The sequence below is a fragment of the Candidatus Thiodictyon syntrophicum genome (assembly GCF_002813775.1).
GTDB lineage: Bacteria > Pseudomonadota > Gammaproteobacteria > Chromatiales > Chromatiaceae > Thiodictyon > Thiodictyon syntrophicum.
Window position 1 is genome coordinate 351,048 of the sequence record NZ_CP020371.1, and the last position, 24,686, is coordinate 375,733.

The following is a 24,686-nucleotide window of genomic DNA, read 5'->3' on the forward strand; positions in this document are numbered from 1 at the left end:
GCGCGGCCTCGGTCGTCAGGGTCGCAGCCCGCGGCTGTTAAACAAGCACAAGCCCAATCAGGAGCCTGGCAATGACCTGGCAAGACTTTCTGACCACGCTGGCTGGCGGCCTCGAGCGACTGGACGCGCGGCTGCGGGCGGCGGAGTCCGCCCGCGGAACCGGCACCAGTCCTGACCCCGCCAACCCGCTACCTCCACCCGTCTGCCTCGCCAACGGCCACCAGCGCGCCGGGGACGCGCAGTGCCTGATCGACGTCGGCGCCCACTGGACCCGGGCCGACGGGGAGTACGTTCCGGTGGACCACCGCGGTATCTGTCTGCGCGACAAGGGCCTCGCGCGGCCGGGCTCGACGGCGCCCAAGCGCCCGACCGGGGTCACCGCGCTGGCCCTGGACCCGCCGCCGGACCTGTTCGCACAGTGGCAGCGCGCGGTCGGCGCCCAGGCCGCGCCGGAGCAGTTCTTCGCGCGCTTCACACTGGTGGTGGAGGACGCCTCCCCCGACAGCGTGCTGGGGCTGATCGTGCTGCTGGCGCGCCTCAACGGCGTGCCGGCGGACGCGGTGCCGCGCGCCTGGGTCGCCACGGTGGCGGCCTGGGAGCAGGGGCAGAGCCGGGTCGCCGAGCCGTTCGCGCACTGGCCGACGCTGCTGGCGGCCTTGGGGCACGGCTACTGGGACAGCGAACTGTTCCGGCCACCGCCGACGGACGGGACGGCGTCCGGGCGGGCCACCCGAGCGCAAGAGGTCAACGCCGTGGTCGGTGCGGCCTGGCTCGCCTGCCTGCGCTTCACCGTCGCGCTGCTGGCGGCGGACTCCCCGCCGACGCCGCTCATTGACCTGTCGTCGGTCTGCCCCGAGGCCGCGCGCGCCGCCGCCTTTCTGCGCTACGAGGCCGAGCAGTATCGCCACGCCCTCGACCACGCCGAGACCCTGCAACTGCGCCTGCCCATGCAGGGGCCGGGCGGGCGCTCGCGGATCGTCGATGCCTGTCTGATCGAGGAGCAGGCCTTGGCCGGCGCGATGAAGGTGTTGCTGCGCAACGATCGCGTCCATCCCTGGCTCGGCGACGGCTTCGGCCTGATCGGGCTCTATCGTCCGGCGCTCGCCGGCAGCGGCGCCGACATGACCCTGTCGGTCGATCCCGCGCTGGGCGTGCATCTGCCCGAACTCTGGCGGGCCTTGGAACGACTGGAAGACAATGCCTGGGGCGGGGAGCGCCCCAGCGACCAACCCCGGATCGGCCTGGCCGGCTATCCCGACGGTCGACGCCCGGATACCGGCGCGCCCAGCCCGAACCAACCCTGGTGGGACGATCGCGGCAGTTACACCCTGATCGCCGCCCCCGGTCGGCTGCCGGACGGGTCGCCCGGCTCTCGGCTCGACTGGCGGCAGGACGTGCTCGAGGCCCTGTGGACCTGCTACAAGCCCAGCGGTGCACTGCGGTTTCGCTGCGCCGATGGGGTGGTGCGCCCGTTCGAGGCGTGCCCGCCGGCACTGATCGAGACGGCCCCAGCGGCGCCCGACGGGACCACCCCGACGCCGCCCGCCGCTGACCGCCCCAAGTACCGCCTGGCCCTGCGTTGGCCGCGCCCGCCGCGCGATCCTGATGCCACCGGGTCAGCCGCGCCGAACGAACCGGCCTTGCTGACACCGACCCTGCAACGCTGCCTGATCGCGCCGATCGCCAACGCCGGGCTGGCCCCGGACCAGCGCCACCGTCTCGCCCAGCTGCCGGACCCGGAGTGCTTCGACTGCATCGCGCTCGCCGGCGGCGTCGTACTCGTCCATCCCAACGGCGTCGTGCTGTTCGACGACTGGCACCGCACCCCGTTGGACCACGGGGCCATCGAGACCGCAGTGGACCAGGTCGGTCGGCGGCTCGCGCTGCTCGCACAGACCGGCGCTGAGGCCAGCGCCCTGTTGGACCGGATGGACCAGCACATCAGGCACCGCCGGTGGGTGAGTCTCACGGCGGCCGGCAACCTCGACCGCCTGACCGGCATCAAGGTCGCGCTGCGCCGGGGTCTCGACCAGACCGCCAACGCCGCCGCCGACCCGCGCCTGGCCGCCCTGCGCGTCAGCCTGGAGCGGCGTTGGGGCATCGGCGATCGACTGGAGCAATTGGAGCGCACCATCGACGAACTGGAGCGGACTCTACGCGCCTACGCCGAACAGCGCGCCGCCCGCCTGGTCACCTTCCTCACCGTCTTCGGCTTCCCGCTGGTGCTGTTCGCCGGGTTCTTCGACTTTGCGCTCAACGGGATGCCGCGGGACTGGGGCGCACTGTCGGGCTGGCTGCTCGGGCAGGCGGCGCCGGCCGCCGCCAACAATGGTCCCAACTGGCCCGCCCTCGCGCTCTTCGCCGGTACCGCCGTGCTCGGCATGGCATTGATGGCCCTGGGCCTGGCCCTGGTCCGCCGACTGCGCGGGCGCTAACCGTAGGGTCCGCTGCGCGGACCGAACCCCGCGCGAACCCGACCAGTGAAGGTCCGCGCAGCGGACCCTACCTCCTGCTCCGCCATCGGCCGCCGGACAAGCCACCCGCCGCCAGCCGGCGACGAGTATTAACGATTTGCTTGACGTCCGCCATTATTTGTTAATACAATTTGCCCACATGGTTACCTGGGACGAAGACAAACGCCTGCGCAACATTCGTGAAATCAGATACTTTGCCAGAGGGCTTTCCGGTGAATCCTGAAGCATGGGAAAAACTGATTGCCGGCGCCCCCGGCGAGGATCGCCCGCCGACCCCAGCGGACGAGGCCGCGTGGAGCAACGCGGTCGTCGTGCGCGGGGGAGGCATTCCAGCGGTCCGCGCCGCCTTGGCGGCACGGCGCCGCGGACCGCAGCGGGCGCCGACCAAGGTCCCGACCACGATCCGCTTTGACGCTGATGTATTGGCCGCCTTGAAGACCACCGGCCGCGGCTGGCAGACGCGCGTCAATGACGCCATGCGGGAATGGCTCAAAGAGCATTCACCGCCCGACACCGGTACCCATCGCTAAGGGTACGGACGCTGTCTCACGGACCGGACGTCGTTGTCGTTGTCGTTGTCGTAATCGTGGTCGGATTATTCGATTACGACAACGACAACAGCGTACCCGGGATCTCGGTCACCACATCAGATTCCCCCCACCGCCGCCGCGGGCTACCATAACCGCCTCCCCCCGCGCCCAGCCCCAGGCCCGCCCCATGGACACCCCCGCACTCCTCCAGGACCTGCGCCGCCACTGCGGCACCGACCGCCCCGCCGGCCGCGTGATCGACACCCAGGCTGGGCTTGCGGCCTTCGAGTCGCGGGTGTGCGACTGGTTCGCGCACCGCCTGCCGGAGGCGGCACCCGACGCCTCCCCAACGCAGCACCTGGCCCTGCTCGCCCGGCTCTTCCGGGACGCTCCGGGGGGCAAGTCCGCGCTTGATCCGCTCGCGATCATCCAGTTCGAGCTCGGCCTGTTGGCCGCGCTGCCGCCCTTCCTGCCCGCGGATCTGGGCCCGGCCGATTGGCCGGTGACCATCCAGCAGCCGCTCGATGAACTTTTTGCCGTCGAGGGGCGCACCGGGCAGATCGAGTTGCACTGCCTGGTGACGGTAATGGAGTCCTTCCTGCACACCCATTTCGTGGTGCAGGCCAGTCAATGCTGCTGGGGCGCCCTGCGGCACGCGGGCGACTCGGGCGACCGGGGCGACGCCCGGCTGGGGGCCAGCACGGCCCTGCTCCAATGCCTGCGCACCAAAAAGTGCTTCGGCCTCACCGACTGGCTCGACTGGGCCGCGCTGCTCTCCACGGCCAACGCCGAGCACGCGGCCGTGGGCGCCCCGTCCGCCTTCCCGGCGCTCGACGCCATCCTGGAGCCGACGCTCATCACGGCGCAACGCCCGCCCCAGGTCGCCGGGCGCTGGCGCCTGCGCCCGGACGACCGGGGGACGCGCTGGGTCAAGTCCGGGGGCGCGGTCTACGACGGCCTGCGCTTCTGGTGCGTCGACCTGGTGCGCAACCTGCTGCACGCCCATCAGCGCCGGCTCGAGCTGCCGCCGATCGCGCCGGGGCTCCTCACCCTGCTGTGCTATCTGATTTGGCTCTTTGATCCCTACCGCGGCCTCCACCTGGCCCTCATCGGCATCACCCGGTCCGGCACCACCCCGGACGCCGCCGGACCGGTCCCCGACGTGCGCAGCTGGAGTGCGTGCGCTGGCAGGACGACCGGGTGGTGGCGGTGATGCAGCGCCCCAGCGATGCCGCCTGGCCGCTCGACCCCGCGTGGCGCGACCAGGCGCACCAGTCCGAGCCGCACGCCGAGGAGGCCGCCCGCAACGGCGCCCTGCGCGACAGCGTCGATGCCCTGGCGCACGACCTGGAGCGGCGCTTCGGCTTCGACCTGGGCGCCCCTGGGCCGACCGTCGCGCCGACCGCCGCGCCGGCCGCGGCGCCCAGCCGCTACCTGGACCAGAGCGCCTCCTGACCGCCAGCGTCCCGCGCGCCGACGCGCTCGCGGGCATCCGCCGCGCTGCGCTTGCCAGCCCCCACCGGCGCCTGCTCCTCACCGGCTGCTCCGGCATCGGCAAGAGCGTGCTGCTCGCCCAACTCTACCGGGCGCTTGCCGGGCGGGCGGTCTATTTCAGCATGGACCAGCCGCCGCCCCTGGCCGCCGAGCCCGCGGCCCTCACCGGCCCGGGTGCCGGTGCCGAGTCCCTGGGGCCGCCGGTGCGCACCCATACCCTGGCCGGGTTCTGCCGCCTGGCCGACCGGCCCGGGCCGAGCGGGCTGCGCGGCCGGGAGGACGCCTGCCGGGAGCTTGCCGACTGCCTGGCCGCGCTCGCGGCGCAGGACCCGGCCCCGGTCTGGCTGCTGCTGGACGGGCTCAACCAGGCCGCCGACGCCAATGAACTGCTCGACGGACTGCCCGAACCGCTGCCCGCCAACCTGCGCCTGGTGGCAAGCACCCAGGACATCCCCTTCGTCATCGCCACCGCCACGGCCGCGGGCGCCCGCCCCTGGACGCCGCTACCCGCCGCCACCTTGGAGGACGACTGCGCCCGCGCCCTGCTCGCCACCGCCTGGGGCGACGCGCCGGCGCCCGCGATCCCGGCGGACCTGCTGCAGGTCCTGCTCGCGCGCAGCCGACGCCTGCCGGTCTTCCTCCAACCCTGGGGCCAGTGGCTGCACGCCCTGTGGGAGATGCAGGGCGGCGACTGGGCCGCGGTCGCCGCGGTGGTCGCCAAGGCCCCCCATGACCCCTTCCCGGACGGCTATCGCGATCGGCTCGATCAGGCACTCGCCGGCCACCGGCCCGCCTGGCTCCCGGCGGCGACCCTGACCGTGCTGGCCCTGGTCGGCCAACCGCTGTCCGCCGCCCAGGTGGCGCGCGGGCTGCGCCTCCTCTACCCGCACCTGGACGCCCTGGCCGATGCCGCGCCCGCCGCCGGACGCCCCCGGCCGGACCCGGACCTGATCCCGGAACCGGACCCGATCCCGGAACCGGCCCCGACCGGACTCGACGCCCAGGACGCCGCCGAGGCCCTGGCGCGGCTGGGCGGCTTCCTGCTGCGCCAGTCCAGCGACGGCACCCCCCGCTGGCGGCCGGTCCACGAGCGGCTCGGGCGCTGGTACCTGGACCGCCGCATCGCCCCCGCCCGGCTGGGCGACCTGCGCGAGGCCCTGGTCCCGATCGGCGCCGACCCGCTGCTCGATACCCCGCCGGAGGACCCGCGCTTCGCCGCCTGGCTCGCCGACCTGCTCGGGGGCGGCGACCGACTCTTGCAGTTGCCGCCGCGCGAGCGCCTGCGGGTGCTGGAACGGCTCTGGGACGGGGCGCCCAAGCCGGCCGACCCGGACGGGCAGGAGCGGCTGCGGGCGGTCTGGCTGGCCCAACGCGGCCGTACACAGGCGGAGGCGATGGCCCTGGCGGCCGCACTGCGCGACAGCGGCGAGTCGGTGGCGATCCTCGAGGCCCTGCGCGAGCGACTCGGCGCGGCCTTCTCCGCCGACTGGGTCAGGGACCTGGCCGTCGCCTACCGCAGTCGCAGCTTCGTCCCCTATTTTCGGGGGGATTGGGATGCGTTCTTCGCCGACTCCGAGCGCTCCAGAGAGTGTCTCGATGACCTGCGCGCGGCACTCGGCGACGCCTTTCCCGCCCCCTGGCTGGACGAACTGGCCATTGCCTACATGAACCGCGGCATCGCCCACCAGCGCAAGGGCGACCAGGACGCGGCCCTCGGCGACTACGGGCGTGCCATCACGCTCTGGGACGACCTGCGCGGCACCCTGGCGCCCTCCTGCTATCCCGGCTGGCAACTCGGCGAGGCACAGGTGCGCTGCGCGGACCAGGACGGCGCCCTCGCCTTCCTGGTCGCGGACGCCGGCGCACTGCTGATCACGGGCGAGGGCGCGGCCATCCACGCCTTCAACCAGACCGTTGGGCTCGCACTCCCCGGCCCCGCGTCGGCCATCGACTATGCGCGCTTCTTTTGCTCCCTGCTGCGCGTGCGAGCCGGCCGTTTCCAGGTCATCGAATCCGCCGACCAGCTCGCCTGGCGCGCGGACGCCGACCCGGCCCTGGTCCAGCGGGTCGCCTCCGCCCTCCACCCGATCCGCCACACCGGCACCGACGGCGACGCCTTCGCCCTGGAGGCCTGCATCCTCCATGGCGCCAACCTGTGCTGCGCCCGCCTCAAGGTCCACCCCGGCGGCCAGGTGGAGATGCCCGAGGACACCCCCATCGCCGACGACCTGCCGGTCGACCCGGAGCGCTTTGAAGGCCCGGTGCGTCTCCAATCCGCTGCGTCCCCGTAGGGTCCGCTGTGCGGACCGAACCCCGCGCAAACCCAACCGGCGAAGGTCCGCACAGGTCCGCACAGCGGACCCTACCGGGCCGGCGCCTTGACGTGAGCAACGGCCCGATCGCGGGATGAATCGCCCCCGCCCGCACCGCTGCGCGACCCCGTAGGGTCCGCTGTGCGGACCGAACCAAGCGCAAACCCGACCGGCGAAGGCCCGCCCAGCGGACCCGAGCCGGCTACAATGAGGCTCAATGATACGGAGCACCCGTGCCGACCCGCAGCGCGCGCCAGCCACCCACCTGAACCCGCCGACACCAGCCATGACCCGACCCCGCCACCCCCGCGGTCCCCGCAAACGGCGCGCCCCGGCCGCCGGGCGCCACGCGCTGGACGGCGCCGACGGAACTTTCCGCGCTGATCGACCCGGCCCCGGGCGGGCTGGCACACTATCGCCCCCACTGGTCCTACCTGCTGCTCGACGAAGGGGCGATCGTGGGCGGGGAGACCTACCCGGCCGAGGTCCAAAACCTGGTCGCGGCCCTGTTCCAGTTGGAAAAGGCGCGCGACGAGCCGACCTGGCTCGCGGTCTATGCCCGATTGGTGGCGCTCCTGGACACCGGCGCCCTGGATAGCCTCAAGCGCGCCTTCGGCCGCTGGATCTACCGCAGCTTCATCCGCAAGAAGCGCCCCGGCATCCGTTTACCGGACATCGATGATTTTCAAAAGGTGCATGTCATGTTGCAACAACGGGTCGAACAGTGGAACGCGGAGATCCTCGAGCGGGGACGCAAGGAGGGGCGCAAGGAAGGGCTCAAGGAGGGGCACAAGGAGGGCCTTGCGCAGGCGCGCCGTGAAATGGCCGCGGCACTCCTTGAGCGCACCGCCCTGGACGACGCGGCCGTTGCCGATCTGACCGGGCTCTCCCACGAGCTGATCCGGGCCCTGCGCACGACACCAACTGAACATTAGGGGTCGAACTCGAGGGAGCGGCGGCGTGGGCTTCCGTGGACTGCGCTATCGCTTCTCCACCCTAAGGCCGGAACGATGCTCATTTGGAGTCCAAGGCTTCAGCCTTGGATGTACCGGACCAAGGCTAACGGTCATGAAGGCTCATCCGTCACCCCGGCACCTGAAAGCTCCCGGTGGGGGCGGTAACAGTTCCGCAACCTTTGGACGCCCGCGGCGGGTTAGGATCGCGGCTGCGTGCCCCGTTCAGTCCTGGAGTTTTTCATGCGCATCCGTGCCCTCTGCGTCGCCCTCGCGTCCGTCTGTACCCCGCCGGCCCTGGCCCTCTGTCCGGGCGGCGCGCCCCCGGCCCGGGTGGAGTTCACCGGGATGCCGGCACCGGTCACCGTTGAGGAGAAGGCGGCGGTCTATACCGGCGCCAGCCTGCGGATGGTCTGCGCCGACGGTGCCACCACCGAACTGCCGCTGCGTTACCACCAGCTCATGGCCACCGGCGAGCGCGTGGGCGAGGCGGTGGTCGGCGGGCTCTTCACGGCGTCCGGGGCGGCACTGACTGATCGCGATGGTCAGTTGGCGTCCGACGGCCCGGACGGGACCTCGCTCATTCAGGTCGAGGGGCTGACCGTGCCCGGGGGCCTTGGTCATCCCCTGGCGCTGGTTACCAACTTCGAGTACCGGGAGTTGCCCCCCAACGACGGCACCAGCACCGGCTCCTTCTGGTCCAAGCTTCCCGCCACCGTCGGCCTGACGCTGCTGGACCAGGACCAGAAAAGCGGCCTGCTGACGGCCAAGGCGTATCGGGCGATCGACTTCTCCGCGGTCCACGGTAATTGGATTCATTGCGGCGCCACCCTCTCCGGTTGGCAGACCCATGTGGCCTCCGAAGAATACGAGCCCGACGCCAAGGTCCGCGGCGGGGCCGCCCGCGCGGCCGACTCCGACGACAAGGCCGACCTTGCGAGCTTCAGCCGCTATTCGTTCGGTGACCCGGCCGCCGCCAATCCCTACCACTATGGGCTGCTGCCCGAGGTCACCGTCGCGGCCGACGGCAAGACCGGCGTGGTCAAGCACTATGCGGCCGGCCGTTACGCCCGCGAGATGCAGATCATGGCCGCGGATGAGCGCACCGCGATCGGCGGGGACGACGGCAAGAACACCGGGCTCTTCATGTTCGTCGCCGATCGTGCGCAGGACCTCTCCGCCGGTACCCTCTACGCCGCCCGGCTCACCCCGGCCGGCGCGGTGAACGGGGAGCGCTTCAACCTGCACTGGATCAGGCTCGGCCATGCGAGCGATGCGCAGATCAAGGCCCTGGTGGATCGCGGTATCCGGTTCAGCGACATCTTCGACGTCGTCCTGACGGACCCCAATGATCCCAGCTTTACCAAGGTCGTCACCTATACGGGCACCGAGTGGCTCCGGCTCAAGCCGAGTGCCGCGTTCGATACGGCACTGGCGGCCGCCTTCCTCGAGACCCGCCGCTATGCCGCCCTCCTCGGCGCCACCACCGAGTTCTCCAAGATGGAGTACATCGCCTACAACAAGGCCGACAAGAAGTTCTATCTGGCGATCTCGCGCGTCGAGGCGGGCATGGCCGACGGGGCGGGCGCCATCCAACTGGCACGCAACGACGGCGGCCTGGTGCTGGAGATGGACACCGCGGGCGGCCAACAGGACAGCAGCGGCGCCGCAATCGACAGCCCCTTTGTCGGCACCGCCTTGAGTCCGATTCCCGAACTGACGGGCGGCTGGCAGGGCGAGGATAAGAAGGACGCCGAAGGCAATGCGTGCGCGCAGGACCGGGTCTGCGGTCCGGACAACCTTGTGTATGCCGAGACGATCCGCACCCTCTTCATCGGCGAGGACACGGGTCGGCGCAACAATAACTATCTGTGGGCCTTCAACCTCGACACCCGCAAGCTCGCACGGATCCTCTCGGCGCCCATGGGCGCGGAGGTGACCGGACTGGCCGTGGCGCCGAATTACCACGGCCACGCCTATATCATGGCCAACTTCCAGCATCCGGGCGACGAGGATATCAAGGGCTACAAGGGCGCCGACCGGGCTGAGGTACAAGCCAGGATCAACGCGCTCTGGGACAACCGCAAGAAGGCCGCGATCGGGTATCTCGGCACCGATCGAGGCGCCCTGCCCGCTTGGCAGTAAGCTGGAAGCAGAAAGGTTGGGCAACGCCCGCCCAACCGAGTAACGAGTCAAGGGCACGTTAAACACAAGCGCAATCGTTGTCGTAATCGTAGTCGGAGGGGCGATGCAATTTTGGGGTGCGAGAGGGCCTTGATCATCACTCGGGCCGCCGGGAGCGCCGCACCCCAGTGCGGCGCGGCCTATCCGCAGAACGCTACGCTGCGGTCGCTCGCGAGGCCGCGCCGCACTGGGGTGCGGCGCTCCCATCGTCCGAGCGGGTTCAAGCGCGTGCGCTTGTCGGTAGCGAACTATGCCTAAGACCGCCTTCGGTGCCGAACGACGCCGATGGTATAGTGTGACCACTTGGCCCTCTGGCACCCCGACCGGCACGGCGGTCGCGCGCCTTGGGGCACACGCTACCCTCCCCAGAACGGAGCCAATACGATGACCCGCGACGACCACCCACCCGCCGCCAAGGACTGGCTCGCCGCCGAGCTCGAGGATGAACTCGACGAAGACTATGAACTGGAGATGTCCGAGCCTGAACTGTCGCTGGAGCTGCGCGCGATCTTCAAGCGCAAGCACCCGCCGACCCTCGATCGGGCGACCTACTTCAAGGCCCTGCTCAGTCTCCAGGCGGAGCTGATCAAACTCCAGGACTGGGTGGAGCATACCGGCGAGAAGGTCCTGGTCATCTTCGAGGGGCGCGATTCGGCCGGCAAGGGCGGCGTCATCAAGCGGATCACCCAGCGGCTCAACCCGCGGGTCTGCCGGGTCGTGGCCCTGGTCAAGCCGACCGAGCGCGAGCGCTCCCAGTGGTACTTCCAGCGCTATGTGCCGCATCTGCCGTCGGGCGGTGAGATCGTGCTGTTCGACCGCTCCTGGTACAACCGCTCGGGGGTAGAGCGGGTCATGGGCTTCGCCAGCCCCGATCAGGTCGAGCAGTTCTTCCAGGACGTGCCCGAGTTCGAGCGGATGCTGGTGCGCTCCGGCATCCGGCTGATCAAGTATTGGTTCTCCATCACCGACGAGGAACAGCAACTGCGCTTCCTGATGCGTATCCATGACCCGCTCAAGCAATGGAAGCTCAGCCCCATGGACCTGCAATCGCGCGTGCGCTGGGAGCAATACACCAAGGCCAAGGAAGAGACCTTCGCCCGGACCAACATCCCCGAGGCGCCCTGGTACATCGTCGAGGCCAACGACAAAAAGCGCGCCCGGCTCAACTGCATTCACCACCTGATCGAGCAGATCCCCTACGCGCCGGTGCCCCACGAGGAGATTACGCTGCCCGAGCGCGTCTTCAACCCGGACTACGAGCGCGAGCCGCTGCCGCAGGAATTGCACGTCCCGAAGCTTTACTGACCTCCGGCCCGTCGCGGCCTGGGGGCCGCTCCTACGGCGTAGGAGCGGCCCCCAGGCCGCGACGGGTTGCCGCCAGGGCGCGTGGTCGGCGTTATGATCAATGCCTGATCCGTGCCCATCGAGGCCTCCATCGATGCACTTCACCCACGAATACCCGTTCGATCCCAGCTACGGCTATAGTCTGGATGACCTGCGCGCCGTGGCGCCCCCGCCCGAGCCCGCCGATTTCGCGGCCTTCTGGACGGCGCGTTACCATCGCGCGCTGGGGGTCGTACCGAACCCGCGCTTGCGGTCTTCGAGTGACGCCCATCCGCGCTTTCTGGTCCATGACCTGGAATACGCTTCCACTGACGGCTTCCCCATTCGCGGCTGGCTCCTGACGCCGCGCGACGGGCCGCCGCGGCGCGGCTTCGTGCTGGGTCACGGCTATGGCGGGATCGAGTGCCCGCCGCTGAACCTGCCCCGCGCCGACGGGGCCTATCTGGTGCCCTGCTTTCGGGGTCTGAGCCGCAGTCGGCGCCCGCCGATCTCCCCGGACCCCAACTGGCATGTGCTCCACGACCTCGACCAGCGCGATCGTTACATCCTGGGCGGCTGCGTCGACGATGTCTGGACCGGGGTCTCGGCCCTGCTCGGGATCTTCCCCGAGTTGGCGGGGCACCTGGGCTATCTGGGTATCAGCCTGGGCGGCGGCATCGGGGCCCTGGCCCTGGCCTGGGACGCGCGGATCGCTCGGGGCCATCTCAATGTACCGAGCTTCGGCCACCAGCCCCTGCGGCTGCGCCTGCCCAGCACCGGCAGTGCCGCCGCGCTCCAGCGCTACGCCCGCACCACGGGCGGGGTCCTCGACACCCTGGCGTACTACGATTCCGCCATTGCCGCCAGGCATATCCGCAGTCCCATGCAGGTGGCGGCCGCCGTCTTCGACCCGGCCGTGGCCCCGCCCGGTCAGTTCTCGGTCTACAACGCCATCCCGGGCGACAAACGGCTGTTCGTACTTGAGGCCGGACACTTCGACTATCCCGGCCGGGCCCGTCAGGAGCAGCAATTGCTGGCCGAGCTCTGGGCCTTCTTCGCGCCGCTGTGAGGGTGAGATTTCAACCCACGTAACTCGTTGTCGTTGTCGTAATCGTAATCGGAGAAGCGATGCACTTTGGGGTGCGAGAGAATCCCGGACGCTACGATAATCTCGACAACGACAACGACAACGAAAATGGCGCTCTAGGGCCGTAGGGTCCGCTGTACGGACCATGGCGCCAACCGAAACCCTGGCCGCAGCGAGCCACCGCAGCCTCTCAAGGTGCGCACGGCGCGCGCTTGATCAATACTGCGGCCACCTTTCTGCACGGGAGATCGCTGGTCCGCACAGCGGACCCTGCGCCAATCGGTCCGGGCTATTGCGTCAGGCGCCACCAGGTTCAATCAGCACGACCCCGGCGCCCGGCGCGCTGTGGATCACGAGTCCCCCCGTCCCCCCGATGAAGTCCGTCGGCAACGCGAAGTCGTGTGGGATCGTGGCCGGGACTACGACCAGCTCGAGCACCACGTCTTTACGCTGGCGGCTGACATTGCCGACCCACAGCGGCGTGCCGTCGTCCAGCCGGAACCGCGCGGGCCAGAGACGCAGCACCTCGCGCCGGTCAGGCCCGGCGGCCCTGGTCAGGATCAGGGCCTCGTGCCGGCCGTCGTGGACCTGAGGGATCACCGGCAATTCGTCCAGCGGCAGGGAGGGCGACAGGAGCCGCATGGCGTTCCCCCAGTCGAGCACCAGCGCCGGCGCCCAACCGGCGGCGGCGAGGGCGGCGGTGAGGGCCGCGGGGTCGCCGGCGTATTGAATGCTCAGGGGGTGGCGGTTGCGTCGGCTCAGGTCCTCGCGGTGGTGCGGCAGGCGGGCCCCGCCGGTGTCGTGCCAGGTGTTGCGTGCGACGATCGAGGTGCGCTCGGCCGGGGTCAGCCGGGCCAGTTGCCGGTCACCGGCGATCCAACTGTGCAGCGCGAGTCCGCCGACCAACCCGAGCGCGGCGACCGCGGCGAGCATCCCGGAGCGCCGCCGCAAGTGGACATGACGATGCAGCGCGAGCCCCAGCGCGGCGACCCACACCAACCCCAGCGCGCTGCTGTCGACCACGGCGGTCAACCATTCGGCCCCGAAATAGACCCGCGCCACGGCGACCGCCGCGATCGTCGTCGTCGCCAGGGCATAGGGCGCCCACCGGTACCGCTCGGGCAGGCTGCGGGCGATGGAAACGGCGAGGAACCCGTAGACACAGGTCGCGAGCAGCACGGGCCCGCTGGGGAAGGACCATGGCAGCGCCAGTTGCAGGCCGAGATCGGGGCGCGGCACCGCCAGCACGGCGCCGAGCAGCGGGGTGGCGACCAGGGGAAAGGCGGCGGCGGCCAGCCAGTAATGGCCATGGCGCACCTGGCCCTGCCGACGCAGCCAGACGAACACCAGCACCACCAGCGGCAGGACCACGGCGGGCGCCCCCAGGGCGGCGAGGCGCACCATCAAGCGGTCGCCCAGCGGGTCGCGCAGGCTCTGGCCCAGGTCCAGGGCCGCACGATCGAGCGCCAGTTCCGGCGCGGCGAACAGGGTCAGGCCGGTGATGGTCCCGACCAGCGGGGCGCCCAGGATCAGCACGAAGGCGAAACCGGTCAGGGCGCGGGCGTCCGGGTGCCCGGGGTCCGCCAGGGCGTGGGCGAGCCGGCCCATGGTCGGGTGCAGGTCCGACCAGCGCAGCAGCGCCTGGAGCCAGGCGCTGGCGTGCGGGGCGAGCAGGCGATAGACCCGGCGGGCGAGCCAGAAGGCGAGCACCAGGGCGCCGAGCAGGAGCACCGCGAGGATGACCAGCCGCCACGCCGCCTCCGCGGCCAGCTTCAGCGAGGCCCCTAGGACCATGCCCGGCAGGAAGAAGGCGAGGGTCTGGGCGATCGCCGAGGCGACGTTGGCGACATAGAAGCGCCGCGGCGGCATCTGCAGCATCCCGGCGACCAGCGGGACTATGGCCCGGCCGGGTCCGGCGAAGCGGCCGATGGCGACACTCCAACCGCCGTACCGGTGAAAGAATTCCACGCCCCAGTCGAGTTGCCGCGGGTAGCGGGAAAAGGGCCAGAGGTCGCGCAGGTGCGCACGGTAGTGTCGGCCCACCGCGTAACTCAGGCCATCGCCGACGATCGCGCCCGCGGACGCGGCGACGAAGGCCGGCCAGAATGAGATGGCCCCGGTGGCGACCAGGGCGCCGGCCCCGATCAGCGACACCACCCCCGGCACCACCACCCCGATCACCGCCATGGATTCCCCCATGGCGATCAGGAACACGGTGACATAGGTCCAGTTTGGATGACCGACCACCCAGGCGTCGATGCCTTGGAACAGGTCTTCCATCGGCCTAACAGCCCCGCCGCGTCGCCTGACCGGGATCGGTCCGGGCGGTGGCGACGGCCGCGCGCCTGGCCGTTGCGCCGCCCTTAACCATCGTTCCGGCCAGTGGCGTTGCGTCCGCAACCGGAGGTCGCGGCTTCAGCCGGTGGCGGCTCCCGAGATATCCAAGAGAAATCAGTGACGCCTGCACGCCGGACCGGCTAAAGCCTCGACCTCCAGCGGCCGGAACGACGATCAAGGCCGTTGCGCCCGCCGGGCGGACCTTGGCCGGCGCGTCCGCCAGGCGCGCCTTACCCGCCGTAGCCATCGCGATCGGCCGGCCCTTGGGCGTCAGACGGGAATACTGGTGGAGCGGCCGTAATGATGACAGGCGCATAGACCTTGGCGACGAATTCGCGGACCTGGGGGCCGGACGGATGCCGCACGGCCATGGACCGAGCCTAGCAGGGAGATATGGCCGCCGTGTGACGGTCGGCCTCGATCAGGCCCCCGGCCACCAGGCACCGGACCGCGCCTCGGAGTCCAAGGCTTCAGGCGAGAAATAGTGGGTGGGCCAAGAGCGTCCAACCGGCCTTGATCATAAATCCGGCCAAGACCTAGCGTAGGGCTTGGTTAACCCCCACTGGAGAGCGGCAGGACCCGCGAAATTGTGTACCCTTGGAAGTGCAAACAAACCGAGGGAGAAGCACGATGTTCGAAGGTCCTGCCGGGATCGACTTTAGCGCAGACATCGGGTCGACGCCATCGGGCGTGGTCCGGCGGTCGGCCGGCGGTGGGTCGTGAAGCACCGCTCGCGCCTGGAGCGAGCCGAACAGCGCGGGGCGGCCGTGGCCCGCTTGGCGACGGGGCAGCCGCAACGCCACGTCGCCGCCGAACTGGGCGTGGCGCGCAGCACCTTGCAGGACTGGTGCAAGCCGACCCCGGTCGGCGCGGCCCCGGCGGTGTTGGCAGCCTTCGTGGCGACCCCTGAGGGCGTGCAGTGGCTGCACCAAGTGGTGGTGGCGGCGCACTTCGTCATCACGCTGCACGGCGGTGCCGGGGTGCGGATGGTGTGTGAATTCTTGAAGTTGAGTGGGTTGTCGGCGTTCGTCGGCGCGAGCTATGGCACCCACCAGGCCCTCAATGCGGCCTTGGAGGAGATGGTGGTCGCCGTGGCGCGTGAGCAACGGGCGGCGTTGGCGGTGGGCATGCCGCACCGCGCGATCACGGCGTGCGAGGATGAGACCTTTCATCCGCAGATTTTGTTGGTCATGTTGGAGCCGGTGTCGAACTTTCTGCTGCGCGAACAGTACGCCGCCGATCGCACGGCGGCCACCTGGACGCAGGCGTTGCGCGCGGGTCTGGACGGCTTGAACGTGACCGTGATCCAGGGCACCAGCGACGAGGCCACAGCGTTGCGCCGCCATATCCAGACGGATTGTGCGGCCCATCATTCCCCGGACCTGTTTCATGTGCAACAGGAGGTGTCCAAGGGCACCAGCCTACACTTGGTCCGCCACGTGAAACAGGCGGGCGCCAGCGTCGCGGCCGCCCAGACGTCGCTGGACGCTGAGCGGGCGACCGCGCAGGCCTATGACGCCCAATCCCCGCGTCCGCGCGGGCGCCCACCGGCGTTCGCGCCCCGCATTGAAGCCGCCCTGGCGGTCGTGGTGCAGGCCGAAGCCGATCAGGTACAGGCGCAAGCGCGTCAGGCCGAGGCCCGTGAACTGGTGCGTGAGTTGGGGACCCTCTATCACCCCTATGAGTTGGAGCAGGGACAGGCGCAGCCCGTGGCGCGCATCGCGCAACGCTTTGCCGACGTGTGGACGCGGCTGCAACAGCTGGCCGACGCGGCCGATCTGCCAACGCGCGCCCGTGAGCGCCTGGCCAAGGCGCAGCGCCTGACGATTCAGTTCCTTGCCACCATTACCTTTTTCTTTGCGACCGTGCAGGCCAAGGTCGAGGCGCTGAATCTGCCGCCCGCCGTGGAACTGGCGTTGCTCACGCAGCTGATTCCGGCGCTCTACCTCGAGCGCGTCGCCAATCGCAGCACGCTCGCTGAACCGCGCCACCGTCTGCACGCCCTGAGCCGGCAGTTGCTCGAACCGCTGCGCCAACGCGATCATCCGCTCCAGGCCCTCCCAGAGGCCGAGCGCGCGCGCCTCGAACAGGTGGCCGGTGACTGCGCCGACCTGTTCCAGCGCAGCAGTTCCAGCGTGGAGGGGCGCAACGGCCAACTGTCCCTACATCACCATGGCCGACATCGCCTGAGCGACCGCAAGCTCGAGGCACTGACCGCCGTACATAACTTCCACCTCCGTCGCCCCGACGGGACCACTGCCGCTGAGCGCTTCTTCGGCCGGGCCCACGAAACGCTGTTCGCGCAGGTGCTCCAGCGCATGCCGTTGCCCCCGCCGCCAGCGCGCCGACGACCGCGCCCGCCCAAGCCGCCCGCGCTCCTGCCGGTAGCGGCGTAACGGGGGTGGCCGGAACGATGATCAAGGCCGTCCAACCGCCCACCACCAACGGCGCTGGTGTCTCGCCACTCATTCATCGTCCGCCGTCAGGGGGGCATCGAGATCGACCGCGACTGCACCGACGAGCGACTGGATACGCCGCGGGAGATCGGCGTCCACCGCGCGCAGGCGCCCCGGATGGTCGGCAAGGTCCTGGGCGAGAAAACCAAGGAACTGACCGATCAGCGGATCATCCGCCGCGTCGGTGCCGACGCGCGTCAGCACGACCTCAAGGGTGGCGGGCATGACAGGCTCCGATGACAGACAGCGTTTGCGGCTACATATCGTAATGCGCGTGCATTATCTGATCAACGGTGGGTGCCGACCGCGCGGCCCGCGATGCCCCAGCCGTCACGCCGCAGTTGTTCGGTGTAACGGACAACCCGGCGACCTGGAGTCCAAGGCTTCAGCCTTGGACAGATTGCGCCAAGGCGCAAGCCCCGGCCGGCCACCTCGAAGGTGACATTCGTCGCGGCCTGGGGGCCGCTCCTACGGCGTAGGAGCGGCCCCCAGGCCGCGACGGGTTGCCGCAAGGGTACGTGGCCGGAGTCCTTGATCAAGGCCCCGCAACCGCTTGGCCTCGCATCGTAGCGCCCCGGCGCCGACGCATCGCGATCCGCAAAGGCCGTCGGCAGGACCCGCGGCACCGCCGGCGGCCGGTCGTTGCGCGATCGTCCGATGCGCCGCCTCCGGAACCTTACCGCCGGGTTCGTGCCGGCGACAAACTATATTTCCTATAGACTTGACCTGACCTGGATCAACGAATCGCAGTTGCAACGCATCGACCCTTTGATTAATCTACTTCCCCGCAAGTCGGAATTGTCCGGACGGCCCCCAAATCCGGGGCTGGCCTCTCAGCGGACAGCCGGCGCAGGGATTGCGCGCCCCGTGCGTGCGGGAATGCCTCGACCTCGTGCATCGACCGACAATGCCACGTCTCGACCAGGTTCAGGTGGGCGAGTTGGTCCAGGGGCCGTCCCACTTAGAGGGGATACAGTCTTGGCGGCGGGGCGAGGTAGCCATCACCAGGGTGGCTGGAATACTTGGGTGCGGGACTGGATTTAGTACTTTAGTATCCTAATCCGATCTAGAGTACAAGCAGCCCATGCCAGTCGAGGCCAACTGCGGCCGTCTCGAGCTAGAACACGTTAGTTTTGAAAAGAGGGACCATGAATTTATCGAATGAATTGGCTGACTATTGGATTGAAGCGGCTCGCACAGCCGCGGGTGAGTTCATTCATAATGCTGAATGTATATCTGAGAATCCGGCTGTCAAGGCGTATTTCAAGAAGAACAAACACGGCGGTAGTTATTGGCTGGAAATAAGAGAGCCGCGTCCAATTGTTAGGCTTGTAGATATCGAAATTCAAAAAGCAATCAACCCTATTACCTTAAGGGCCCGGATTTGGTATTATAGCGGAGAACCTAGTCTTCCCCGGCGACATAAAGAGTTGGGGTTAGTGTCTCTTGGAAATGAAGAGATTCGCTGTAGCGAGATAGATCCGAGAGAATCGTGGTTACGGCAGTTGGCCGTTAATGGCGTTGCAGTCGAAGGGGTGGAGTACCCTCTGAGAAAAGTAGAGTTCTTAAACAGCGAATCGGAAATAGGTTCCGGACTCGCGGCTATATTAAATGATCTATGGTCGGTTTCGCTGCAAATTGAGAATGGAAATGTAGTAGCTGCGAAAAACTTTTTCCCTGAAGAAATTGGCGAATTGGAGTCGATGCTTTATGAGGGAGCAATCTCGAAGGTCAATGTTAATAAGTTTGAGCGAAACAGAAGGGCGCGAGAGCAATGTATAGATCACTTCGGATCAGAATGTCAGGTTTGCCATATCGAGTTTGGCGAGCTATATGGCGAGATTGGAGCAGGTTTCATTCACGTTCACCATTTGGTTCAGCTGTCATCAATCGGCGAAACTTACGCGGTGAATCCAATTCAAGACTTGGTGCCGGTCTGTCCAAATTGCCACGCTATGCTTCACCAGCGAAACCCGCCATTATCAATCGAAGAACTTAGGGCGAGGTGTAAGTGCGTCAACATAATGGATTGTAAGAAATCAGATAATCACGAAAACGCTAAGCGTCAAAAAACAGTAGTTTAGTATAATTGACGCTCATAAATAAATCTGTTGAAGTACTTAGCCGCTCAGACCCCCACTCTAGACTCTGCGTCCCCGAACGATGAGTCAGTACGCTTGCGATGGGATTGAATCGTCGAAATGGGCGTCGAACTGTATGATGACGGGGGACTGATCTGCGGCTTTCAACTTCAGCCGCAGGGACCAGCCATCGCCCTCGATCTTAGCGCGCTCGATGCGCTGCAACCACCCGGGCAGTGCCTCTGGCTGCATTTCAACCTCAACGATCGGCGTGCCATCGAGTGGGTCAAGGCGTGCGCCTGGCTCAGCCCGGAAAGCCGGGACTTGCTGCTGTCGGGCGAACACAATACGCGCATTGAAGTGACCGGTAGCACCATCGCCGGAGTCCTGTCTGACGTCCTTGCCGACGATCCGGACGAATTCGGCATGTTCCACTTCTACGCCGATCAGTCCTACCTGTTGACTGGCCGGCACCATACGATCTCAGCGGCGGGTCTGTTACGCGCGGACCTGCGTCGCGGCGTGCCGATCGCGAACACCGCCGCCTTGCTGAACCGCCTGTGGGGCCATGTGCTCGCGACGTTTAAGAAGATGGTCGCCGCCTATGGGGAGATTATCGATGATGCCGAGGATCGGGTATTCGCCGGCCGCGATTGCGAGATGAATTTCGGGCAGCATCGCCTGGCGATGGCACGCTTGCGACGCCAGGTGGCCGCCAACGGCCATGCCTTGCGCGACCTTCCCGGGCATCTTCCGCCATGGTGGGACGGGCCGGCGTCCAAGGAGTTGATGAGGTTGGGGCGGACGCTGTCGTCGGTCACCCAGGACCTCGAACTCGTGCAGGAGCGGGCGCGGCTGCTGAACGAGGAGATCGATCGACGCCTCACCGAACGAACGAACCGCAATCTCTATTTCGTTTCCGTTGCGGCGACGGTGTTTCTGCCCATCACCCTGCTGTCCAGCATCTTCGGCATGAATGTCGGCGGCCTGCCGTGGCTTGATGATCCCAACGGGTTCGCCTGGGTCATGGGGTGCATGCTGGCCGCCGTCATCATCGCCGTCGTCTTGATTTACCGGCGCCGCATGCTTTAGCGGTCCAAGCGTCGATCCTCAAGGTCGGGCAACGCTGGGGCCTTGCCCGACCTCGCCGCCGCCGCGCGGTGGCGGTTTACTTCTTGATCATTTCGTCTTTCATGCCGGCGTCGAAGAAGTCCTTGTGTGCCTTCTCGAAGTCAGCACAGGCGGCCCCGCCCTTGGCCAGATTCATCCGCGTGCACTTTCTGGTCCCCTTGGCCAGGTCGGCACAGGCGCCGCCCGGCGCAAACAGCGGGGCGCAATCCTTATGCATTTGCGCCTTCAGGGCCGCCTCGTCCTCTGCGGCCATCGCCACCGCACCGAAAAGAAATAACATGCAGAACACTGGAAGTTTCATATCTTGTCTCCCGATCAGCAAAGGCGTTGCGATACTGCTTGTCGGCAGTATCGACTCGTTGAGCATCGCTGCCCGCGGCGACGCGGCGAATACGATGCGGTTGAACTCTAGCAGCGGCGCAAGGAGATATCAAGGTTCGACAATACTCAGTCATGAAGCCGCAACATTACTTATGCGCATACCGGTCGCGCCGCCCGCAACGCTGGAATGAAAGCGCACTCCGATGTCCTCTCCCCGGGACTTCATGGCTATTTATTCCTCAACCATGGTTCGTGGACGTCACGACCTTGATCATCGTTCCGGCCAGCGGCCACCCTCTGGAGTCCAAGGCTTCAGCCTTGGTCCTGTAAATCCAAGGCTGAAGCCTTGGAATCCGGCCCGCGGCGGCCGGAACGATGATCAAGGCCCGCTCGCCCCGCTCAGTGACCGCGCCGCGACCGTAGGGTGCGCCGTGCGCACCATGGCGCCGACCGAGACCCTGGCCCCGGCGATCAACCGGGGCCTCTCAAGGTGCGCACGGCGCACCCTACGCCAATGGCTCGAGCAATTGCGTCTGGTGGTCCTAGCGTATGTTGGGGATCTCCGCTTGAACGCGCTCGATGACGGGCTTGGGCATCGGGATATAGCCAAGATCGGAGGCCATCGCCTGACCATCCGCGAGCGCCCAGGTGACGAAGTCGCGCAGGGCCGCACCGATCCGCTCGTTGCCGTGCGCGCGGAAGAAGAGCATCCAGGTAAAGGTGACGATCGGGTAGGCCGCCGGGTCAGCGGGGTCAGTCACCCAGATGCGCAGGTCCTTGCCCGTGAGGTCCGCGCCGGCCAGGGCCGCCTGTCCGGACTCGTCGCTGGGGGCGACGAACTGACCGGCGGCATTCTCCAACATCGCCACCTGGGCGTTGGTCGAGGTGGCGAAGAAATATTCGATGTAACCGATCGAACCAACCGTCTGGTTGACGGTGGCGGTGACGCCATCGTTGCGCGGTGCGCCGATGATATTCGGCTGGTTCGGCCAGGACACCGAGGTGCCGGTACCGACCCGATTGCGGAAGGACTCGTTGATGGCGCTCAGGTGTTGGGTGAAGACGAAGGTGGTACCCGAGGAATCGGACCGGCGCACGACCCGGATCCGCCGGTCGGGGATGGTCAGGCCCGGATTGGCGGCGACGATCCGCGGATCGGTCCAGTTGGTGATCTCACCGGAGAAGATCAGCGGGTAGACGGCACGCGGCAGGCGCAGGTTGTCGATACCCGGCAGGTTGTAGGCGAGCACGATCTCACCGGCCGTCATCGGCAGCACCAGCACCCCGCCGCGCACCTGGGCCATCTCCTCGTCGGTCATGGCCGCGTCGCTGGCGCCGAAATCGAAGGTGCGGTTGATGACGTTGCGCACCCCGGTGCCGCTGCCGACCGACTGGTAGTTGATCCGTATCCCCCGGTTGTCCCGGTTGAAGTGACGAAACCAAGCCGAGTAGAGCGGGAACGGGAAGCTCGCCCCGCCGCCGTTGATCCGGACCTGCTGGGCCTGCGCCGGCAGGCTGAGCAGTAAGGTAAGGGCCACGGCGAGCGCGGCGGCGCCGATACGGTGCATAGGCATGCGAGTGCTCCTGACTGAGGTTACGGGGTGGGCCGGCATCGCCCGGGGGGCCTGGATCAGGGTCCCGGCCCCGCGGTGTCGTAGGGTGGACAAGCGCAGCGCAGTCCACCAGCGGCGGCTACGGCCGAACTGCCGAATTGCTGATCGAGGCCGCACGTGGGCCTCGATCATCGCTCCGGCCACCGCGGTGTGTCGGTCGGCCTTCAGGCCGACCGACTGGGAGCGCCGCACCCCAGTGCGGCCCGCCCTGTCCGCAGCACGCAAGGCCGCGGTCGCTAGCGAGATCGCGCCGCACTGGGGTGCGGCGCTCCCAATGGCCGGGATTATGATCGAGGCCCGCACGTGGCACTCGCGGCGCCGCATGACGATCATCGCACCGCGCTGTGACAGGACCATGAACCCAAGCGTTGCACTGGGTTGAGCTGAGCGCACGCCGGGGCAGTCGGGGACCGGCGGCGCGACCGGGCTCAGTCCTCCAGGTCGGCCACGGCCAGGCGCCGCAGGGTGGCGCGCTGTTTGCGGTAGTGCTCATCCATGCGGTCGATGATGCCGGCGAGAAAACGGACGGTCTCGACGATCCTGGGTCCTTTGTTGAGCATGGCGCACTCGGCCATGATGCTCATGCCGGCGTCCGATACCTCGGCGCGCGAGGGGGCGCCGGTCTTGGCCATGCCCTCCAGGATCTGGGTCGCCCAGATCACCGGTACGTGGGCGGCCTCGCACAGCCACAGGATCTCCTGCTGGACCTCCGACAGCCGCTCGAAACCCACTTCCACCGCCAGATCGCCGCGCGCGATCATCACCCCGACCGGGGGCCGGTGCAGGCTCGCCAGCAGCAGGCGCGGCAGGTTCTCGAAGGCCCGCCGGTTCTCGATCTTGAGCACCACCCCCATCCGCTGCGCGCCCAAGCGGTCGAGTTCGGCGTGCAACTGGGCGAGGTCCTGGGGTTCGCGCACAAAGGACAGTTGGACCATGTCGGCCAGCCGGACGATCGCGGGGAGGTCGGCCAGGTCCTTGTCGGTCAGGGCGGACATTGCGAGCGGCGTGTCAGGGAAGTTGATGCCCTTCTCGGCGCGCAGCCTGGCCCCTTTGGGTCCGGTCTGGGTGATGCTGACGGTGATCCGCTCGCCATCGTTGGCGGCGACCACCCCGCCGATCTTGCCATCGTCGAACCAGACGGTGTGTCCGGGACGGGCGAACTCGAAGGCGGTCGCGAGGGTGCAATGGACCTGCGCGGGGGTGACGACCGTGCCGTCCGCGGCGCGTTCGGCACCCTGGCCGGGCGCATCGCAGCGGGTCAGAATCAGCAGCTCGCCGACGGCCAGCGCGATCGGTTCGATGACTTCCGGCACATTGATGAAAGCGCCGCTGCCGACGGTTTCGCCGTCGCGCCGGGCGGTGACCCTGGTGGCTTCCTCCACATAGGCGGTCTGCTCGATCTCGGCCACCCAGGAGGCACCCCGCGCCTCGCGCACCAGCAGGCGGTGTTCCTGGCCGCGGGCGTCGGTGAATTCGAGCTGGTCGCCCATGGCGAGCTGGCCGAGCAGCCCGCCGCTGATCTCCAGGCGCAGGCGCAGGCCCGGGGGCCGCGGCTCGGCCGCCTCGGCGGGGGTCAGCCAGACCCGGCCCGGGCGCGTCAGCCGACCGAAGCAATCGCGCTGCGGGGCGAGCCGCTGCACCCGCCCGCTGGCCCGCAAGGCCCCGGTGCGCAGCTTGGGGCCGGCGAGATCCATGGCGACCCGGCAGCTGCGCCCGCGTGACTGTTCGGCGCGGCGCAGGTTCTCGACCATCGCCGCCCACTCCGCGGGGCCATCGTGGGCGCAGTTGATGCGCATCACGTCCATGCCGGCATCCAGCAGGTCTTGGACGAGTTGGGCATCGGTCGCCGCCTCGCTGGGCATGGTAACCATGATGCGCACGAGGCGGCCCTGGGGTTCGGGTCCCAACAGGGCCAGCGCGTGCTCGCGCAGCCGCTGCGGGCCGGACCTGAAGTCCACCGGGGGCGGCGGCAGGGGCGGGTGCCCGCCGCCGGGCGCCGCGTCCTGAAGCTGCGCAAGGACGCCGATTACGGCGTTGAGGCTCGCCAGGGCATGCGGCTCCAGCACCCCGAGCGAGGACAGACCGAGTGCGCTGAGGTCCTGTTGCAGGGCGCGGATGTCGTGCCGCCGCACGCTGAGATAATGCAGCAGGTTGCGGGCACTGGCGCGCTGCTGCGGCGCGATGGCGGCGAGCTCGTCGCCAAAGCGTTGTTCCAGGGCCAGGGCGCCGTCGCGCAGGGCGACGAGCTGGGCGGCGAGTGCGGCCACTTGGGCGGGGGTGGGAGGCATAATCGCTGGCGCTCTTAGAATGGTGGACGGGGCGGCGCGGCGCACGGTTGGGTCATTAAGATACGACCTTTTCATTGCGGTTCGACGACCCCCGGCACCATC

Annotated in this window: 17 protein-coding genes; 12 read left to right on the plus strand and 5 right to left on the minus strand. The window is 68.3% G+C overall.

The window, feature by feature from the left end:
* Positions 1-71: 71 nt before the first annotated feature.
* The 9 genes from THSYN_RS30900 to THSYN_RS30940 all read left to right on the plus strand — a co-directional run bounded on the left by THSYN_RS30900 (position 72) and on the right by THSYN_RS30940 (position 12,339).
* Positions 72-2,435, plus strand: coding sequence for a hypothetical protein (locus tag THSYN_RS30900; RefSeq protein WP_100922905.1), 2,364 nt, complete (start codon positions 72-74; stop codon positions 2,433-2,435).
* Positions 2,436-2,686: 251 nt separating this feature from the next.
* Positions 2,687-3,004, plus strand: a complete 318-nt coding sequence (locus tag THSYN_RS30905; RefSeq protein ID WP_236849017.1) for a BrnA antitoxin family protein — start codon at positions 2,687-2,689, stop codon at positions 3,002-3,004.
* A 187-nt stretch (positions 3,005-3,191) separates the two neighbouring features.
* Positions 3,192-4,217 carry a hypothetical protein gene (locus tag THSYN_RS30910; RefSeq protein WP_100922906.1) on the plus strand — a complete coding sequence of 342 codons (1,026 nt, stop codon included), beginning with the start codon at positions 3,192-3,194 and terminating at the stop codon, positions 4,215-4,217.
* Positions 4,184-4,459: a hypothetical protein gene (locus THSYN_RS30915; RefSeq protein WP_100922907.1), complete on the plus strand. Its 276-nt coding sequence runs from the start codon at positions 4,184-4,186 to the stop codon at positions 4,457-4,459. Before THSYN_RS30910 ends, THSYN_RS30915 begins: the two co-directional genes overlap by 34 nt.
* A 35-nt stretch (positions 4,460-4,494) precedes the next feature.
* Positions 4,495-6,789, plus strand: coding sequence for a tetratricopeptide repeat protein (locus tag THSYN_RS30920; RefSeq protein ID WP_335582534.1), 2,295 nt, complete (start codon positions 4,495-4,497; stop codon positions 6,787-6,789).
* A gap of 479 nt (positions 6,790-7,268) precedes the next feature.
* A complete protein-coding gene (locus THSYN_RS30925) occupies positions 7,269-7,745 on the plus strand; it encodes an RpnC/YadD family protein (RefSeq protein ID WP_216644825.1) in 477 nt (158 codons plus the stop codon).
* Positions 7,746-7,979: 234 nt separating this feature from the next.
* Positions 7,980-9,908, plus strand: coding sequence for a PhoX family protein (locus THSYN_RS30930; RefSeq protein WP_236849018.1), 1,929 nt, complete (start codon positions 7,980-7,982; stop codon positions 9,906-9,908).
* Between the two features lie 423 nt (positions 9,909-10,331).
* Positions 10,332-11,252 carry a polyphosphate kinase 2 gene (gene ppk2, locus THSYN_RS30935; protein ID WP_100922910.1) on the plus strand — a complete coding sequence of 307 codons (921 nt, stop codon included), beginning with the start codon at positions 10,332-10,334 and terminating at the stop codon, positions 11,250-11,252.
* 133 nt (positions 11,253-11,385) lie between these two features.
* Positions 11,386-12,339: an acetylxylan esterase gene (locus THSYN_RS30940; RefSeq protein WP_100922911.1), complete on the plus strand. Its 954-nt coding sequence runs from the start codon at positions 11,386-11,388 to the stop codon at positions 12,337-12,339.
* Positions 12,340-12,654: 315 nt separating this feature from the next.
* Here the strand turns inward: THSYN_RS30940 and THSYN_RS30945 are convergent, their stop codons facing one another.
* Positions 12,655-14,637 carry a VTT domain-containing protein gene (locus THSYN_RS30945; RefSeq protein ID WP_100922912.1) on the minus strand — a complete coding sequence of 661 codons (1,983 nt, stop codon included), beginning with the start codon at positions 14,635-14,637 and terminating at the stop codon, positions 12,655-12,657.
* Between the two features lie 776 nt (positions 14,638-15,413).
* On the opposite strand from THSYN_RS30945, the gene THSYN_RS30950 reads away from it, so the two are divergent.
* The gene (locus THSYN_RS30950; protein ID WP_100918590.1) at positions 15,414-17,090 is read left to right on the plus strand and encodes a DUF6399 domain-containing protein; all 1,677 of its coding nucleotides are present in this window, start codon (positions 15,414-15,416) and stop codon (positions 17,088-17,090) included.
* 69 nt (positions 17,091-17,159) lie between these two features.
* Here the strand turns inward: THSYN_RS30950 and THSYN_RS30955 are convergent, their stop codons facing one another.
* Complete coding sequence (locus tag THSYN_RS30955) at positions 17,160-17,375, minus strand: type II toxin-antitoxin system PrlF family antitoxin (RefSeq protein WP_100922913.1); 216 nt, start codon at positions 17,373-17,375, stop codon at positions 17,160-17,162.
* Between the two features lie 923 nt (positions 17,376-18,298).
* On the opposite strand from THSYN_RS30955, the gene THSYN_RS30960 reads away from it, so the two are divergent.
* Together THSYN_RS30960 and THSYN_RS30965 are read left to right on the plus strand one after the other, a co-directional pair.
* Positions 18,299-19,234: an HNH endonuclease gene (locus THSYN_RS30960; RefSeq protein WP_100922914.1), complete on the plus strand. Its 936-nt coding sequence runs from the start codon at positions 18,299-18,301 to the stop codon at positions 19,232-19,234.
* A 117-nt stretch (positions 19,235-19,351) separates the two neighbouring features.
* Positions 19,352-20,323 carry a CorA family divalent cation transporter gene (locus tag THSYN_RS30965; protein WP_100922915.1) on the plus strand — a complete coding sequence of 324 codons (972 nt, stop codon included), beginning with the start codon at positions 19,352-19,354 and terminating at the stop codon, positions 20,321-20,323.
* A gap of 76 nt (positions 20,324-20,399) precedes the next feature.
* Here THSYN_RS30965 and THSYN_RS30970 read toward each other — a convergent pair whose 3' ends face one another.
* The 3 genes from THSYN_RS30970 to THSYN_RS30985 form a co-directional block, all read right to left on the minus strand.
* The gene (locus tag THSYN_RS30970; RefSeq protein ID WP_157818069.1) at positions 20,400-20,663 is read right to left on the minus strand and encodes a hypothetical protein; all 264 of its coding nucleotides are present in this window, start codon (positions 20,661-20,663) and stop codon (positions 20,400-20,402) included.
* Positions 20,664-21,225: 562 nt separating this feature from the next.
* Complete coding sequence (gene pstS, locus THSYN_RS30975; protein ID WP_100922917.1) at positions 21,226-22,257, minus strand: phosphate ABC transporter substrate-binding protein PstS; 1,032 nt, start codon at positions 22,255-22,257, stop codon at positions 21,226-21,228.
* A gap of 467 nt (positions 22,258-22,724) precedes the next feature.
* Positions 22,725-24,584 (minus strand): pyruvate kinase, encoded by a 1,860-nt coding sequence (locus THSYN_RS30985; protein WP_100922919.1) that lies wholly within the window; start codon positions 24,582-24,584, stop codon positions 22,725-22,727.
* Between the last annotated feature and the right edge of the window lie 102 nt (positions 24,585-24,686).